Raw genomic sequence first — 15,885 nt, 5'->3', positions numbered from 1 at the left:
GCACCTAAACCAATCAAAATGAAAAAGTGTTTCAGAAATATACGATGCAGTGGGCAAATAGCCTCGTGCGCACTACTTGGCCTGTGCTTTTTGCTGCTTTTTGCGAATGGCGTAAATGCACAAACCTACGTACCCACAGGCACCATGACGGGCACGCCCGCAGCGGGTTCCTATTATAACAGCGGCGGCATCACGCTCACCAACTTCAGCTTTACGGCCAGTTCGGGCAACTCGCTGCGCATCTTCGTTTCGCCCTGCGTGCCACTGTCAGTTTCGCTAAGCAGTACACAGAACTATATCAGTACGGTTGTTCCACGCATAGCCGGTTTTACCACCAGCAGTTCGCTCAGCAGCTTAACCACCTGCCAGGCCATGCAGACCGTACAATATATTGATGGGTTGGGCCGCCCCATGCAAACCGTACAGGTTAAGGGCAACCCCGATGGCTCAAAAGATGTCATTATGGCGCAGGCTTATGATGCTTTTGGGCGCGAGGCCACCAAGTATCTGCCCTATACGACGGCTTCCGGCAATCCGGGCAGCTACCGCAGCGATGCGCTGAATGGCACCAGCGGCTACAGCAACAGCGGGCAGAAAACCTTTTACGGAACATCCGGGCAAAACTATAAGGACATGGCTACGCCCTTTGCCATTACCGGCTTTGAACCATCTCCCCTGAACCGCGTAGTGCAGCAAGGCGCACCCGGCGATGCCTGGCAGTTAGGCCAGCATACCAGCGGGGTTGCTTATACCAGCAACGATGCCAACACCATCAATTTTAGTACCGGTGCGGGCTATCCGGCCAAACGGTATACAGTCAGTATTGATGCCAATGGTACCCGCAGTTTGTCCGATGGCGGCAGCTATGCCACCAGCCAGCTATATGTCTCCATTACCCACGATGAAAACTACAGCGGCAGCGGCAAAGCCGGAACGGTAGAAGAGTATAAGGATAAGGAAGGGCACGTGGTACTGAAGCGAACCTTCAATCATAATAATACCAGCGGCCAGGATGAGGCGCTGAGTACCTATTATGTGTACGATGACCTGGGCCAGTTGGCCTTTGTGCTCCCACCGCTGGCCGATCCCGATAACGGACTAAGCAGCGCTGCCAGCCAAACCACCCTGAACAACCTGTGTTACCAGTATAATTACGACGAGCGCAACCGCCTGGTGCAAAAACGGCTGCCCGGCAAAGACTGGGAGTATATAGTTTATAACCAATTGGACCAGCTTGTGCTGACCCAGGACGGCAAACAGCGCGGCAGTAACCAGTGGACGGTGACCAAATACGATGCCCTCGGCCGCACCATTATCACAGGGCTGTGGAACGCCGGCAGTGCCATCGCCCAAAGCACCCTGCAGGCCAGCATTTACAGTGCGGCGCAGTTCGATGCGAAAGACAATACGGCCAATACCAGCAGCTACCCTACAGGCTACGTGATCGGCAGTTACCCGCAGACCTTGAGCAGCACACTGATGATCAGCTATTATGATGATTACAATATCCCAAATTTGCCGGCAGCCTACACGGCTACAAGCTATAGCGCTATGACCCGGGGACTCACTACCGCCAGCCGGACGGCCGTCCTGAATGCGGATGGCAGTATTAGCAGCGACATGCTTTGGATGGTTCATTATTATGATGACGAGGGCCGCAATGTAAAGACCTACCAGCAGCATTACCTGGGTGGCGCTTTTAACACCCAGAACTTCGACGAGCTGGCCACCAGCTATAACTTCGACAACGGCGTAGCCAGCACTACAAGGCAGCACCATACCGCCGCCGCTGACGGGGCAATCTCACTAACCATAGCCAACAGCTATGTTTATGACCATATGGGCCGCAAGACCGAAACCCACGAAAAGATAAACAACGGCCCAGATGTAACACTCAGTAAAAATACCTTTAACGAGGTGGGGCAGCTATATACCAAAAGCCTGCACAGCGCAAGTGGCGGCAGCTTTTTGCAAAACGTTACCTATACCTATAACGAGAGAGGCTGGCTAAAGACCAGCAGCGCCCCCCTGTTTGCCACGCAGCTGAACTACGACGATGGCAGCACTCCGCAATGGAACGGTAACATAGCCGACCAGTACTGGGGGACGCCCGGTAGCCTGGGCAAGAACTATACCTACCAATACGATGCGCTTAACCGGCTTACCCAGGGTAACAGCAATACCGGTTACGCTGAAACCGGGATCAGTTACGATAAGGCCGGCAACTTGCTTAGTTTGAACCGGTCGGGCGGCGCTAACGCGGCCACGCTAAGTTACGATGGATACAGTGGCAACCAGCTAACCTCGATAAAGAACGGCACCACGCAGTTCCGCAGTTATGGGACTTACGACGCCAATGGCAACGCCCCATCGGACGGTCAGGGCCATGGCATCGACTATAACCTGTTTAACCTGCCCCGCAATATCGGCGGCCTGAACCTCAGTTACACCTACGATGCCACCGGGAAAAAGCTAAGAAAGATTAGCAACGGCACCGTTACCGAATATATAAGCGGCATACAATATACCGGCAGCGTCATAGACTTTGTGGCCACCGAAGAAGGGCGCGTGCTGAACCCAACCAGTTCGCCTAATTACGAATACACCCTGACCGACCATTTGGGCAACAGCCGGGTAAGTTTCGACAGCAGCCATGGCGGCACAGCGCCGACCCAGGTGAACGATTACTACCCGTTTGGCCTCGTGGCCTCGCAACCCACTACTACAAGTCCGCCAAATAAGTATCTTTACAATAATAAGGAGTTGCAGGATGGCCTGAACCAATACGATTATGGGGCGAGGTTCTATGATCCGGTGATTGGGCGGTGGACGAGCGTGGATCCGTTGGCAGAAGAAGGAAAAAGATGGTCCCCTTATGCATATTGTTATGACGATCCGCTTGGAAAAATTGATATTGATGGCATGATTCCTTGGCCTTTAAAAGGTTACGCAATTGTTAATAAAAAAGATGTTACAAATGGTGGTTGGAATCTAAAAAACACACTGGTGAGAACTTCTACGTTTCTTGAAATAAGAAATATTGGAACAAGCCCGCATGTGGGAATTGATTATAGGGCAAGCATCGGTACCCCATTTTATTCACTTGGTAACGGAGTTGTCTCATCAATAGGAGCTATAAAACGTGGTGGAGCAAAAGGGGCTAAGTTTATTGAAATTAAATATGGAAATGGCGATAAAATTCGTTTTCTTCATTTAAGTTATATTAACAAAGATTTAAAAGAAGGAACTCCTGTATATGAAGGACAGGAGTTAGGTAAAACAGGGGATACAGGAGCTAAATTTGCCCATCTTCATGTAGACGGAAAAAATAAAAAGGGTGAAATGATAAATCCTGAAAACAGAAATTATGGCACACTAACAAATGAACAATTTTTCGTAGATTATGGGGGAGATTATAAAAGTCTGCCAGGATATATTGACAATGGTTTTAAAGAATTTGTTCCCGCTGATCCTACAGAATTATTTTTGTTTCAACTTGAAAAAACACGACAAAAAATGAAAGATGATTCTGCTCAATTTGAAAAAATGATGAAGGATATTTTAGTACCTAAATTAAAACCATGAAAAATAAATTAATTAATTTTTTATTGGGTTTAATGCCGTTATTATTAGGGTGTAACAATACCTCACACAATGGTATCGTTAAGTCCAATTCTATACATAAAACCAGGATGAGTTTTTGCCATTACTCTGTAGAAGATTTAAAAAAACAAATCATAGGTAGGCCGTTAAAAGAACTGCCAATTTTTCCATGTTATGTTTGTAGAGATACTATTTTATTTGGTGATGATGACATTGAATGGAATGGAAAAGCTTACTATAAAAATAATCAACTGGCATTTTTAGCAGAGACTAATTGGTCTGACAAAATAAAAATTACCAGAATCACAATTTTTGACAAAAACATTCAAGTCAATACTGGTATCGGTATCGGTACAACGTTAAAGAGGCTCAGGCCAAACATTAATATTAAACCCAGTAGTAACCCAGATGGCTATCTTTCTTTTAATGACAGAACAGATAGGAACATTTTTTATTTTATGAATGTTGATAAATATCCCGAATTGGCGGATGGCAGGGTTGACGACGCTAATAAAATGCCAAATGATATTGTGGTTAAATTTATAGTTATCAGTCAAAAATAATATCTCTTCGCTATCGCAAATGTCTCCGCTTGTGGTAAACTAAGCAGATAATACACGGCCCGTAGCCTTTCCGGTTACGGGCTTTTTTGTGTTTTGTATATTATAAACTATGTGGCAACTTAAACATCTGCTTTAAAAGGTAACCTTTTAAATAGCCAAGTTAGATATGCGGCCAAAAGACCACTTCCAATAAAATCTAAAAGTTTGTAATTGCCTTTATACTTACAAGTTTTACAGTTTTTATGGAAACAGTATTAAGCGATCTTACCTTTTAAAAAGTCAGGACAGATGGCACTTAAACATCACTCACCAATTCAATATTTTGAGTGCCTGTATATAAAGTAAAGGAATTCGACTTTTTTGAATTGAGTTTATATGTTTTTCTAATTCAAGTTTTTCATTACATGTATAAAGTAAAGAATCCATGATTTCTTGAATTAGAAATTATAAGCATGGAGAGTGTGAAACAATGAATTATCAGCAAAGTTAGGCACCAGGATACGACACAAGGCAAGGAATTTCCGGCATAAACACTCCCGTGTCCTTGCTCGATCTATTTATTCCGTTCCTCCTTGCATTTAGTCGATCCTTACGCCTGTAAAGCACCATAATTCATTTATTCACTTTTAAATCATTAATAATCATGCACAAACAATCCACAGGTTAAGAACATTGCACTTTAGATTTTGACATAGAGGTCAACTTTTTATATTTGCATCGTAATTGTGTACTACTATGTGTACTACCGTTACAAAACTACGTTAATCAATACAATCGTTTAATCAGCCAATAGAGGACTCTATACGCTGTAGATCAAGCATTAATGTAAAATACACCAACAAACGGGATGTAGCGTAGCCCGGTATCGCGCCAGCATGGGGTGCTGGAGGTCGGAAGTTCGAATCTTCTCATCCCGACGAATAGTCGGTAAAGCCTTTGGACGAAAGTCTGAGGGCTTTTTTGTGCTATTGCGTCCCAATGGGTAACGGGGAGGTCGGAAGTTCGAAATCTTCTAATCCCGACGAATAGTCGGTAGGTCTTTGAACTGTAGCCCAAAAGGCTTTTGTGCAGTTAAGTGGATATGCCCGGCTAATTGGAGTTATCATATTAAATATTTAACTAAGCTGTTGCATAATTAATACAGACCGCTTAGTTTAGCCATAACGAAATGCCTTTGCAATTCGTTTCACTTAAATCTATCACAATGAAGACAAGTACCCGTGCCGGTTCGCTACGCCGTTTGTTTCAACTGCCAGCACCATAATCAATCAGTGTGCTACAAAGCCTTCCGCCTTCCTGTATGAATCACAATTAATTAACCCGTTTTTAACGTGTTGATTTTTTAATGCAGCTGTTGGAAACAAAAAATTAAAAATGATTAGCAAAACTAATCAGCAAACCTAAACCATATCAATATGAAAAAAAATTCTGTGGCAATTGTTGCCCTCTCCCTCATGTTTACCGGTATAAAAAGCGCTTATGCCCAAACCAATGGGTTTTTTAACGTGCTAAAAATAATGCCGCTGGATATTTCACCCGCTTACTTTTATATAGATACTAATATACCCGCGTCGGATAGTTATGCCCCACAACTACAAATTACCGGCTATACTTATGCGGCAGCAAATAAAGCCCTTAAGATAACCTTAGGCTGGTACTATTATGCCGGCAATTTTTATTGGACGCAGTACCAAAGCGACCTGGGTTATCAAAAACCATCCCGGATACGGCTGGGAAAGTATACCAAAAGCGGGACTGATTACATCCGTATAGAAATATCTAACAATTCGGTTTACTGGGCCAGTTATAATATTACAGCAACGGATATTTCGCCATCATACACCGCTGCTTATTCGGGCTGGATATATGCGTCGGGCGAGATGCCCACAGCCACAACTTCGCAAATAACTACTGTTGGCCAGCCGGATAATGTTCTTGTTGACGGGAAGCTATCGGTAAACGGCACTATTCATACCAAAGAGGTTAAGGTTGATTTAGATGGGTGGTATGATTATGTGCTTAAGCCGGCCTATAAATTGCCCGCACTCCCGGCGGTTGAAGCCTATATCAACCAAAACCATCATTTGCTCGAAATTCCGTCCGAAGCGGAAATGGTAAAGAATGGTTTGGATTTAGCCGCGATGAATAAACTATTAATGAAAAAGGTAGAGGAGCTGACCTTGTACCTCATCAGGCAAAACAAAGCTATCAATGGGCAGCAACACCAGATAGATCAATTAAAGCGTAAACTATACAGAAAACACTAAAACACCTTTTATCATGAAAAAGACATTACCAATATGCGCGCTGTTTGCATTAGGGCCATTTATTGTAGCCGCGCAAACAAATACCTTCCCATCAAGCGGAAATGTTGGGATCAATACCACCAGCCCATCCGAAAAATTAGAGGTTAGTTTTGGAAGTATCCGGATCACGCACAATGATCCCGGAAACAGGCTGATGTGGTTTCGGTCGGATAATACACAGGCAACAGGATTAGCTTCTGATGGTTTCTCGACAATGAAATTTATAAACAATGGCAGTGAAACAATGACTTTGACAGGGTCCGGGCTAGGGATTGGCACTACATCTACTTCTTTTAAATTAGACATTGCTTCAACAACTACCAATCTTTTGCGGGCGCTTGATAACAATACTTCCGGTATTACCATCAATATAGATGGTTCCGGCCGTTCAATTATGCAAATGAAAGGCAATGCCGTTTCTGGAGCCAACGGCGGGGCCTATTTTACAGCTAATGGTTATCAGGAAGCGTGGTTTAATGTTGTCGCTAATCAAAACACAGCCGGGCAGCGCTTTTTACGATTTGGAAACTTAAGTAATAAGTTTTCACTTCAGTTGTTAAACGATGCTGGGAACAGCATTGTCGCTTCACCTTTTACTATCGAGAACACAGCACCTTCAAATAGTTTTTATGTAAACAGTAGCGGATATATTGGCGTAGGGACAAATTTACCGGGGGCACCATTAGAGGTACTTAATAATGCAAGCGCCTCAGCAAGCGGAAATCAAATACTGAGGCTGCAAACAAATTATGGCGTTGCAGCCGGCAGTGGTGGCTACCTGTCTTTTATGTCGGGCACAACCGAGGCCGGCCGGATCAGAAGTTTTAATGAAGCAGGTGGCATAGTTGGTTTAGATTTTTCCACATACAATGGCGGACTCAATCAGTCGGTAATGAGGATCTCTGGAGCTGGGAATGTCGGTATCGGCACAACAAGCCCTACTTATAAGTTACAGGTAAGTGGCGCGACAACTGGCATATCAAATACTACAACTGATTGGGTAGTTGGCTCTACGGGAAGCATGCTCAATTTGTCTACCGGAAGTTCTACAGGCAATACCTACGGCGCAGTGAGTTCTCTTAGTAACGGAGGCGGTGCATGGAATAATCTTATCTTACAAAGCGGCGGCGGTAGCGTGGGCATCGGCACTACCAGTCCCGACGAAAAGCTTACTGTTTATGGCAAAATTCACAGCCAGGAGGTAAAGGTTGACCTCAGCGTACCCGGCCCCGACTACGTGTTCGAGCCGACATATAAGTTGCCCTCGCTAACAGAGATCAAAACTTTCGTTGACAAGAACCATCACCTCCCGGAAATACCGACGGCCGCCGAGATGGCCAGGAATGGCATCGATCTTGGCGAAATGAATACGAAGCTTTTAAAGAAAGTAGAGGAACTGACGCTGTATCTTATTGAACAAGACAAGGCTAAACAGGATCAGCAAAAGCAGATTGATCTGCTAAATAAAAAATTAGAAATGATGATAGCAGAAAAGAAGGAAAAGTAACAACACTAAATATTATAAAAATGAAACCATTAATTGCATTATTAACGCTATCAGTTGGCCTTATTACTGCTTCTTATGCGCAAACATTACAAACCGTTACTAGTAGCGGTGCCACAACAACCAGTACCATTACAGTTGGCGGGCTAAATACACCGGCAATAAATGTAGCGAGGCCATCAGCCATGGTTGATGCGGGCAATGCTTTAGTAGGCGAGTATATTTTTGCCCCTGCAAATTTCGGGTCGAGCAATGGTTATTTAAGGCTTTCTTATCCTAATGATAATACGATACGCTTTGGTACCGATTATGACGGACATGTTACCGGAACAAATATTTTTAAAGACATCCAGTTTGGACGCGGCTCGTCTCCTTATCTCACCATTAAGGATGGGGGTAATTTAGGGATTGGTACCAATGCACCCAACGACCTGCTGCATATTGATGCAGGGACTACCCGCAGGGGCATCACTCTTTCAGGCAACGGCGATGGTAGCGCGTATACAGATATTCAGTTATCTGTAACCGGCACCGGCGGACTTGCTAATGGCACTCCAACCGAATGGGTGATCAGCCACCGCCAGGACGGTTACTTTTCTAACGCCACAGGGGGGAGTTCTGTCGAGTTTTATGGCGTTTTGAAAGGAGGCGGCTATTATGCGCCTATGAGCTTTAAACCTAATGGCGATGTTGTTTTGGTATCTGGTTATCATGCGCTTGGCGGCAAAGTTGGTATTGGCACCACCGCCCCCGATGAAAAGCTAACTGTATACGGTAAGATCCATAGTCAGGAGGTAAAGGTAGACCTGGGTGTTCCCGGCCCTGATTATGTTTTCGAACCAAGCTACAAACTACCCACGCTTTCCGATATAAAAACTTTTGTTGATAAAAACCATCATCTGCCCGAAATACCAACAGCTGCCGATATGGCTAAAAACGGTATAGACCTTGGCGAAATGAATACGAAACTTTTAAAGAAGGTAGAGGAACTGACGTTGTACCTTATTGAAAAGGATAAAAAAGAGCAGCAACACGAAAAGCGTATCAAAATTCTTGAAAAGCAAATAAAGGCGTTACGTAAGCATTAATCATGGTATATAATGCTAACTAAGAGGGATTTCGGTGCTTTTATTAGAGGGTGTATTTTTTTAGCGATAATATATAGAGAGCTGTCAATAGATTTTTTTAAATTTTATGCAGAAAGATTATTAGGCAGCTAAACCAAACCACCCCTGTATGTAACACACTAAGCCTAAGCTTGCCAAATGATATTCTGCAATCGATAGTAAGCGCAATTTTATACCATAAATAAGTAAAAAGCTATGCCGAATTTTTCTTTATAACAATATGATTGCAGTTTCGATATATGGCAGGATATAATTAGATTTGCGCTTTCTCTCAAAAAAAGTATTTGATCGTTTAAAAGACAAATGAGTTCGATAGCTATTACAAAAGACACTTACCTGATGTGGTATGAGCAGATGTTGCTGATGCGCAGGTTCGAAGAAAAAACAGGACAATTATACGGTCAGCAAAAGATCAGGGGTTTCTGCCACCTGTACATTGGCCAGGAAGCCGTTTTAGCCGGTGCCATGTCTGTACTGAAAAAAGGCGACAGCATGATCACCGCTTACCGCGACCACGCGCACGCTATAGCCATGGGTACCGCACCAAAAGCCGTTATGGCCGAAATGTATGGTAAAGCTACCGGCTGCTCTAAAGGTAAAGGCGGTTCGATGCACATGTTTGATAAAGAGAACCATTTTTACGGTGGCCACGGTATAGTGGGCGGCCAGGTGCCGCTGGGTGCTGGCATCGCTTTTGCCGAAAAATATAAAGGTACCGATTTTGTAAACGTAGCCTACATGGGCGACGGTGCCGTACGCCAGGGCGCGCTTACCGAAACCTTTAACATGGCTGCCCTGTGGAAACTGCCTTGTATCTTTATTTGCGAGAACAATGGTTACGCCATGGGTACCTCGGTTGAGCGTACTACCGCCCAAACCGATATCTACAAATTAGGTTTACCTTACGGTATCCCATCGTCGCCGGTTGATGGTATGGACCCGGTAGCTGTGCACAATGCGATGGACGAAGCTGTTGCCCGCGCCCGTGCCGGTGAAGGCCCAACCTTCCTGGAGATGCGTACTTACCGCTACAAAGGCCACTCCATGTCGGATCCGCAGAAATACCGTACTAAAGAGGAAGTGGAAAGCTACAAAGCGAAAGACCCTATCGAGATCGTAAAACAAACCATCGAAAAAGAAGGTTATGCAGACGAGAAATGGTTTGAGGAAATGGATGCTAAAATAAAAGCTATTGTTGACGAATCGGTGCAGTTTGCCGAAGAATCGCCATGGCCTGAAGCTTCTGAGCTGTATACCGATGTATACGTTCAGCAGGATTATCCTTACATTCGCGACTAACCGTTTTTTATCTTATCATATACAATATACATCAACTATTCATCAAAAATATATGGCTGAAGTAGTTAAAATGCCTAAAATGAGCGACACCATGACCGAGGGTGTTATTGCTAAATGGCATAAAAAAGTGGGCGACAAAGTAAAATCGGGCGATGTACTGGCCGAAATTGAAACTGATAAAGCCACAATGGATTTTGAATCGTACCAGGATGGTACCCTGCTTTACATCGGGGTGCAGGAAGGTGGCGCCGTACCTGTTGATAGCGTGATTGCTGTTTTGGGTAAAGAAGGCGAAGATTACAAAGCCCTGCTGGAAAGCGCCAGCGCGCCTGCCGAAAAAGCAGCAGTAGATAGTAGCAGTAGCACCCCGAAAGCTGAGCCTGCCACTGCAACTAAAGATAGCGCGCCTGCCGCTACACCGGCTCCGGCTGCTACACCTAAGGTTGATTTAAGCAGCATCCCGGCTACGGTTATCCGTATGCCTTTGCTGAGCGATACCATGACCGAGGGTACTATTGAAAAATGGAATTTTAAAGTTGGTGATAAAGTAAAAGCCGATGACTCGCTGGCCGATGTAGCTACCGATAAGGCGACCATGGAAGTAGTAGGTTACGAAGCCGGTACTTTATTATACATAGGCGTTAAAGAGGGCGAAGCTGCCCCTGTTAATGGTATCATTGCCATTGTTGGTAAAGAAGGTACCGACATTACCCCGTTATTGAACGATAACGGTGGTGCTGCTGAAGCCGCTCCTGCTGCCGAAGAGAAAGTGGCAGAAAATAGCAGCAGTAGCACTCCTGCTGCTGCAACTGCTACTGCAACTTCTTCGCAAGAAGATGACAGCCGCGTAAAAGCTTCTCCTTTAGCCCGTAAAATGGCTAAGGACAAAGGCATTAACCTTAACGATGTTAAAGGCAGCGCCGATGGCGGCCGCATTGTAAAGAAAGATGTTGAAGGCTTTACCCCATCAACTCAACAAGTACAGGAAGCTAAGGCCGAAGCTGCACCTGCTGCTGGTGCTCCGGCTAAACCGGCTATCACCCTGCCAACTTATACCGGCGAAGAGAAATTTAGCGAAAGGCCGGTTACGCAAATGCGTAAAGCCATCAGCCGCCGCCTGTCTGAAAGTTTATTTACCGCTCCGCATTTCTACGTAACCATGTCTATCGATATGGATTCGGCTATCGCGGCACGTGCTAAAATGAACGAGTATGCCCCTGTTAAAATATCATTTAACGATTTGGTAGTTAAAGCCTGCGCGGTGGCATTGAAATCGCACCCGGCTATTAATTCTTCGTTCCTGGGTGATAAGATCCGCACTAACGAGCACGTACACATTGGTGTAGCCGTTGCGGTTGACGAAGGACTGCTGGTACCGGTAATTAAATTTGCCGATGGTAAATCGCTAAGCCATATCTCAACCGAGGTGAAAGAGTTTGCCGGTAAAGCAAAATCTAAAAAACTACAACCAGCCGAAATGGAAGGTTCTACCTTTACCATCTCTAACCTGGGCATGTTTGGTGTAGACGAGTTTACCGCCATCATCAATACACCTAACGCTTGTATCCTGGCCGTTAGCGGTATACAGGCCGTACCGGTAGTGAAGAATGGCGCGGTAGTACCGGGCAACATCATGAAAGTAACCCTAAGCTGCGACCACCGCGTGGTTGACGGCGCACTGGGTGCCGCATTCCTGCAAACGCTGAAATCGTTACTGGAAGAGCCGGTTCGTTTACTGGTTTAAATAAGTACAAAGTCTTAAGACGTGCATAAAACAAAAACGCCCCGAATTTCGGGGCGTTTTTGTTTTATGGGTTTAGCCTGAGTGCCTTTGGCACACGATCTTTATCAGCCTGGCTATCCCGCTTCAGCATTACATCCTTAACCGGGTAGGGTGTAGGGATGAGGAAGTGTGGTATCTGATCGCCGTATTGATCTACCTCGTGCATTTGGTCGCTTAGGGCCAGCATACTGGCTATGGCACGGTTAGTGCGGCGGTCTAAGGGATTATGTTCATCTACATAGATATTGCCGTACAGATCAGGATTGTCATATTGCCCGCGGGAATAAAGCGGGCGGGACGGGCGGTTGGACAGGTAATATTCCAGATCTTCCATCACGCTGCGTTTGATATTTAGGTTTAGCAATTTATCGGGGCCGGAATGCACAAAAGAATTCCATGCAGCATCGCCATAATCATCTATCAACTCCATGTTATCCAACAAATTAGCCGGTAGCCTTTTGATAAATTTGGCAAGATCTAATCCCGCGTAAGGCCTGCCATTTATCGCTATCTTTTTTACAGGTTGCCCCAGATAACTTACCGCACCGCTTGAATCTATCGCGAAGGATGATATACCTTTCAGTAACTGGTCTATCCTTTGGTAGCCGATCATGGTTTGATCGATGCGGTATACCACCGTATCCGTTTTCAGGACCACCGATACCGGGCTTTTTTTGACGGTCCGTTTTTGCGCGATTTCCATGGTCTGCATTTTCTCTAATAACGAATCTAATACTGGGTTTGGCTTTTGTTTAGCGGGGGATGCCCCATTGCTTTGCGCAAATACACTGCCACTGAGCAGGATGATCACAAAAAGTAAAATTGTTTTTTTCATGGTTTACGTGTTTTTGATTTAGCGATGCGGTTTATTCAGGCGGGGGATAACGATCAGGGTGCATTATCCGCCTAAATAAATTTAAACGCTTATAGTATACCAAATTTATAATTGAGATGAACAGCCTGAAAACCTGCGACATCCGTTATATAAATATCGACATTATTTGAATAAGTTGTTATTGGGGAGAAAAGTTTTTAGGGAGGGTATAAAGAGGCAAAGGCCCCGGTTTACCGGGGCCTTTGCCTCTTTATATGTATGCCGTCATTCTGAGCGGGAGCGAAGAATCCCCGGCAAGCAAAGAGGCTCTGTATTGTTTGGGATTCTTCGCTCCCGCTCAGAATGACGGTTTAGTGTGTGTTACGCCTCATTCTCATTCACCACACCCATTGAGCAAAATTTCTCGATCCGCTCGCTCACCAGTGTGTTGATATCAATTTCGTGCAGCGCTTTCAAATCTTTTAATAAGTGCTTTTTCAGGGCTGTTGCCATTGCTACCGGATCCTGGTGGGCACCACCAAGGGGTTCTTTGATCACACCGTCTATCAGTTTGTTCTTCAACATTTCGGTTGATGATAATTTCAGCGCTTCGGCAGCGCGCTCTTTATAATCCCAGGTTTTCCAAAGGATGGTAGAGCAGTTCTCAGGCGAGATAACCGAATACCAGGAGTTCTCCAGCATCAGTACCTTATCGCCGATACCAATACCTAAGGCTCCACCCGATGCGCCTTCGCCAATGATCACGCAGATCACCGGTACCTTCAGTACAGACATTTCCAGCAAATTGCGGGCAATGGCTTCGCCCTGTCCGCGTTCTTCGGCCTCAAGACCAGGGAACGCGCCCGGGGTATCTATCAGGGTAACAATCGGTTTATTGAATTTTTCGGCCAGTTTCATCAGGCGCAGGGCTTTGCGGTAACCTTCAGGATTGGCCATACCGAAGTTGCGGTACTGGCGCTCTTTGGTGTTGCGGCCCTTTTGGTGACCGATGAACATCACCGTTTGCCCATTAAGCGAGCCGAAGCCGCCTACAATAGCCTTGTCATCACCTACGGTACGGTCGCCGTGCATCTCGATAAAATCATCGCACATCAACTCCAGGTATTGCAGGGTGTAAGGGCGTTCGGGGTGGCGGGATATTTGCACCCTTTGCCAGCCGTTAAGGTTGGCGTATACTTGTTTTTGGGCGGCTTCCAGCTTGTCCTGTAATTCGGTTAGCGTGGCAGACATATCCACCTGTGTTTTATCTTCAACCTGCTTCACCTTATCAATCTGCGATTGCAGATCGGCCAGCGGTTTTTCAAAATCAAACGATATCTTCATTAGAATAATGATCTAAACGGGCTGCTAAATTACATAAAACCATCGGCAAATTATCAATTATGCTTCAGCAATGCTTCAAACTTCTTTATCTGCCGGTCGGTTAGCGCTTTCTGGGTCTTGAAGCAGGCAGTTAAAACGGCCGTGCGGTACTCGCCTTCGTATAAACCGTAACGGTTACCAAAAAATATAATGCTGCCTTCGTCGGCCTTATTGGTGCGGAAAAGGCTATCCAACACCCGCTCGTTACGGATCACCGATGCACCTATCTCCAACCGCTTCATTTGCAATTGCTTCACGATAGCGGTAATTGCCGCAATTTGCGATGGACTCAAATCCAACTCTTTTTTATACTGCAACAGCTTATCGGGCAGGGGGTAATGGTACAATTCGGCAATGTAGGCCTTGTTACCAACATCTGCGCCCTTTAAATAAGCGTTGTATTGCTGGTCTGTTAATGTACGTACCGGCGACTTTTTCAATACCGTATCTGTGTTGGTTTGCGCCCGGGTGTTAATAGTAAAAAGTGATGCGGCAAATAAAAATAGTAGCGTTTTATGCATTATAAATAATTAAGTACGGGAAAGATCTCCATTAAATAACGCCAAATGTGGGGAGATGTTTAATTAAAAGACAAATCGGGACGGCAACCAAACCTTATTGCAACCAGCAAGAGGCTACCCCGATCAGCACCGCGTCGGCATTGAGTTTTGATACGTGAACGGGCAACTCGATACCTAATTTGCTCAGTTGGGTTTTATAAACCGATAGGAAGCAATCAGAAGCTTTGGTTGAGATATCTCCGCTCAGTACAATGCTTTCGGTATCGCCGCCGCGCACAAAATTAGCGGTGAAAAGGGCCAGGTTATTGGCAAACTCTTTAAACACCTGCTTTACCGTGTTCGACGAATTGTAGAAGGTAGCCAGCTCCTTCACATCAACCACGTTAATGCCCGATAGTTCGTAATAGCGTTTCAGGAACCAGCGTTCGGACAAATAATCCTCGGCTATACTATCCAAAAACGGCGAATCCCACAGGTTGGCATCATCGGCGTGGCCATCATTAAATTTAGCGGTACCCAGGCCGGTGCCTAATATCAGGCCAAAAACGTGATTATGTCCGCGGGCCGCGCCGGCAAATACCTCGCCTTTTAAAAAGCTGGCCGCATCGTTCAGCATACAAATGTTTTCGATAGGGAAATCAAGCTTATCGGCCAGCATTTGCTTTACATTAAGACCGTAAAGGGCTTCGTGTTTTTTGTTGTTATGGATGTAGGAGATACCCTGCTCATAATCGAACGGACCGGGCATAGCCACTCCAATTTTGGTAATGCTGGTATTGTTGGTAGTAAGCGCATGGCTGATCGCCGCGGCGCAGGCATCAATAATTTCATCGGCGGTGCCCCTGGAGTTGATGGCTTTACGCTGGTGCGATGTGCTGAGCACACCGCGTGTGCGCAGGTTTACGATCAGTGTGGTAATGTGGTACCCGCTGATATAAACACCCAAAACGTTATCGTTGGCTGAAGAGGCTGTGTCCATGAA

Annotated in this window: 11 protein-coding genes and 1 tRNA gene; 8 read left to right on the top strand and 4 right to left on the bottom strand. The window is 45.5% G+C overall.

Features of this window, described 5'->3' with window-relative positions; translation table 11 throughout:
• Positions 1-18 precede the first annotated feature (18 nt).
• The 8 genes from HQ865_RS19165 (at position 19) to HQ865_RS19130 (ending at position 12,146) form a co-directional block, all read left to right on the top strand.
• The gene (locus tag HQ865_RS19165) at positions 19-3,585 is read left to right on the top strand and encodes a DUF6443 domain-containing protein (RefSeq protein WP_173416453.1); all 3,567 of its coding nucleotides are present in this window, start codon (positions 19-21) and stop codon (positions 3,583-3,585) included.
• The gene (locus HQ865_RS19160; protein ID WP_173416452.1) at positions 3,582-4,166 is read left to right on the top strand and encodes a hypothetical protein; all 585 of its coding nucleotides are present in this window, start codon (positions 3,582-3,584) and stop codon (positions 4,164-4,166) included. The genes HQ865_RS19165 and HQ865_RS19160 overlap by 4 nt, the downstream gene beginning before the upstream one ends.
• An 843-nt stretch (positions 4,167-5,009) precedes the next feature.
• Positions 5,010-5,083: transfer RNA gene (locus HQ865_RS19155), tRNA-Pro, on the top strand.
• Between the two features lie 498 nt (positions 5,084-5,581).
• Positions 5,582-6,433: a hypothetical protein gene (locus HQ865_RS19150; protein ID WP_173416451.1), complete on the top strand. Its 852-nt coding sequence runs from the start codon at positions 5,582-5,584 to the stop codon at positions 6,431-6,433.
• A gap of 13 nt (positions 6,434-6,446) precedes the next feature.
• Entirely contained in the window at positions 6,447-7,979 is a 1,533-nt protein-coding gene (locus HQ865_RS19145) for an autotransporter outer membrane beta-barrel domain-containing protein (protein WP_173416450.1), read from the top strand.
• A 20-nt stretch (positions 7,980-7,999) separates the two neighbouring features.
• Complete coding sequence (locus HQ865_RS19140; RefSeq protein ID WP_173416449.1) at positions 8,000-9,064, top strand: hypothetical protein; 1,065 nt, start codon at positions 8,000-8,002, stop codon at positions 9,062-9,064.
• A 342-nt stretch (positions 9,065-9,406) separates the two neighbouring features.
• Positions 9,407-10,402, top strand: a complete 996-nt coding sequence (pdhA, locus tag HQ865_RS19135; RefSeq protein ID WP_173416448.1) for a pyruvate dehydrogenase (acetyl-transferring) E1 component subunit alpha — start codon at positions 9,407-9,409, stop codon at positions 10,400-10,402.
• 52 nt (positions 10,403-10,454) lie between these two features.
• Positions 10,455-12,146 (top strand): pyruvate dehydrogenase complex dihydrolipoamide acetyltransferase, encoded by a 1,692-nt coding sequence (locus tag HQ865_RS19130; RefSeq protein ID WP_173416447.1) that lies wholly within the window; start codon positions 10,455-10,457, stop codon positions 12,144-12,146.
• Positions 12,147-12,210: 64 nt separating this feature from the next.
• On the opposite strand, the gene HQ865_RS19125 is transcribed toward HQ865_RS19130, so the two are convergent.
• The 4 genes from HQ865_RS19125 to HQ865_RS19110 all read right to left on the bottom strand — a co-directional run bounded on the left by HQ865_RS19125 (position 12,211) and on the right by HQ865_RS19110 (position 15,882).
• Positions 12,211-13,020 carry a hypothetical protein gene (locus HQ865_RS19125; protein WP_173416446.1) on the bottom strand — a complete coding sequence of 270 codons (810 nt, stop codon included), beginning with the start codon at positions 13,018-13,020 and terminating at the stop codon, positions 12,211-12,213.
• Positions 13,021-13,380: 360 nt separating this feature from the next.
• Complete coding sequence (locus HQ865_RS19120; RefSeq protein WP_173416445.1) at positions 13,381-14,343, bottom strand: acetyl-CoA carboxylase carboxyltransferase subunit alpha; 963 nt, start codon at positions 14,341-14,343, stop codon at positions 13,381-13,383.
• A 53-nt stretch (positions 14,344-14,396) separates the two neighbouring features.
• Positions 14,397-14,903, bottom strand: a complete 507-nt coding sequence (locus tag HQ865_RS19115; RefSeq protein WP_173416444.1) for a hypothetical protein — start codon at positions 14,901-14,903, stop codon at positions 14,397-14,399.
• Positions 14,904-14,997: 94 nt separating this feature from the next.
• Positions 14,998-15,882: an ROK family protein gene (locus HQ865_RS19110; RefSeq protein ID WP_173416443.1), complete on the bottom strand. Its 885-nt coding sequence runs from the start codon at positions 15,880-15,882 to the stop codon at positions 14,998-15,000.
• Between the last annotated feature and the right edge of the window lie 3 nt (positions 15,883-15,885).

This window comes from Mucilaginibacter mali, assembly GCF_013283875.1.
Lineage (GTDB): Bacteria > Bacteroidota > Bacteroidia > Sphingobacteriales > Sphingobacteriaceae > Mucilaginibacter > Mucilaginibacter mali.
This window is presented reverse-complemented; position numbering and strand designations above follow the sequence as displayed.

Bases quoted from the DNA above. Each gene is read 5' to 3' on its own strand.
- HQ865_RS19125 (WP_173416446.1), bottom strand. From the start codon at position 13,020: ATGAAAAAAACAATTTTACTTTTTGTGATCATCCTGCTCAGTGGCAGT.
- HQ865_RS19145 (WP_173416450.1), top strand. From the start codon at position 6,447: ATGAAAAAGACATTACCAATATGCGCGCTGTTTGCATTAGGGCCATTT.
- HQ865_RS19115 (WP_173416444.1), bottom strand. From the start codon at position 14,903: ATGCATAAAACGCTACTATTTTTATTTGCCGCATCACTTTTTACTATT.
- HQ865_RS19165 (WP_173416453.1), top strand. From the start codon at position 19: ATGAAAAAGTGTTTCAGAAATATACGATGCAGTGGGCAAATAGCCTCG.
- HQ865_RS19130 (WP_173416447.1), top strand. From the start codon at position 10,455: ATGGCTGAAGTAGTTAAAATGCCTAAAATGAGCGACACCATGACCGAG.
- HQ865_RS19150 (WP_173416451.1), top strand. From the start codon at position 5,582: ATGAAAAAAAATTCTGTGGCAATTGTTGCCCTCTCCCTCATGTTTACC.
- HQ865_RS19110 (WP_173416443.1), bottom strand. From the start codon at position 15,882: ATGGACACAGCCTCTTCAGCCAACGATAACGTTTTGGGTGTTTATATC.
- HQ865_RS19140 (WP_173416449.1), top strand. From the start codon at position 8,000: ATGAAACCATTAATTGCATTATTAACGCTATCAGTTGGCCTTATTACT.
- HQ865_RS19160 (WP_173416452.1), top strand. From the start codon at position 3,582: ATGAAAAATAAATTAATTAATTTTTTATTGGGTTTAATGCCGTTATTA.
- pdhA (WP_173416448.1), top strand. From the start codon at position 9,407: ATGAGTTCGATAGCTATTACAAAAGACACTTACCTGATGTGGTATGAG.
- HQ865_RS19120 (WP_173416445.1), bottom strand. From the start codon at position 14,343: ATGAAGATATCGTTTGATTTTGAAAAACCGCTGGCCGATCTGCAATCG.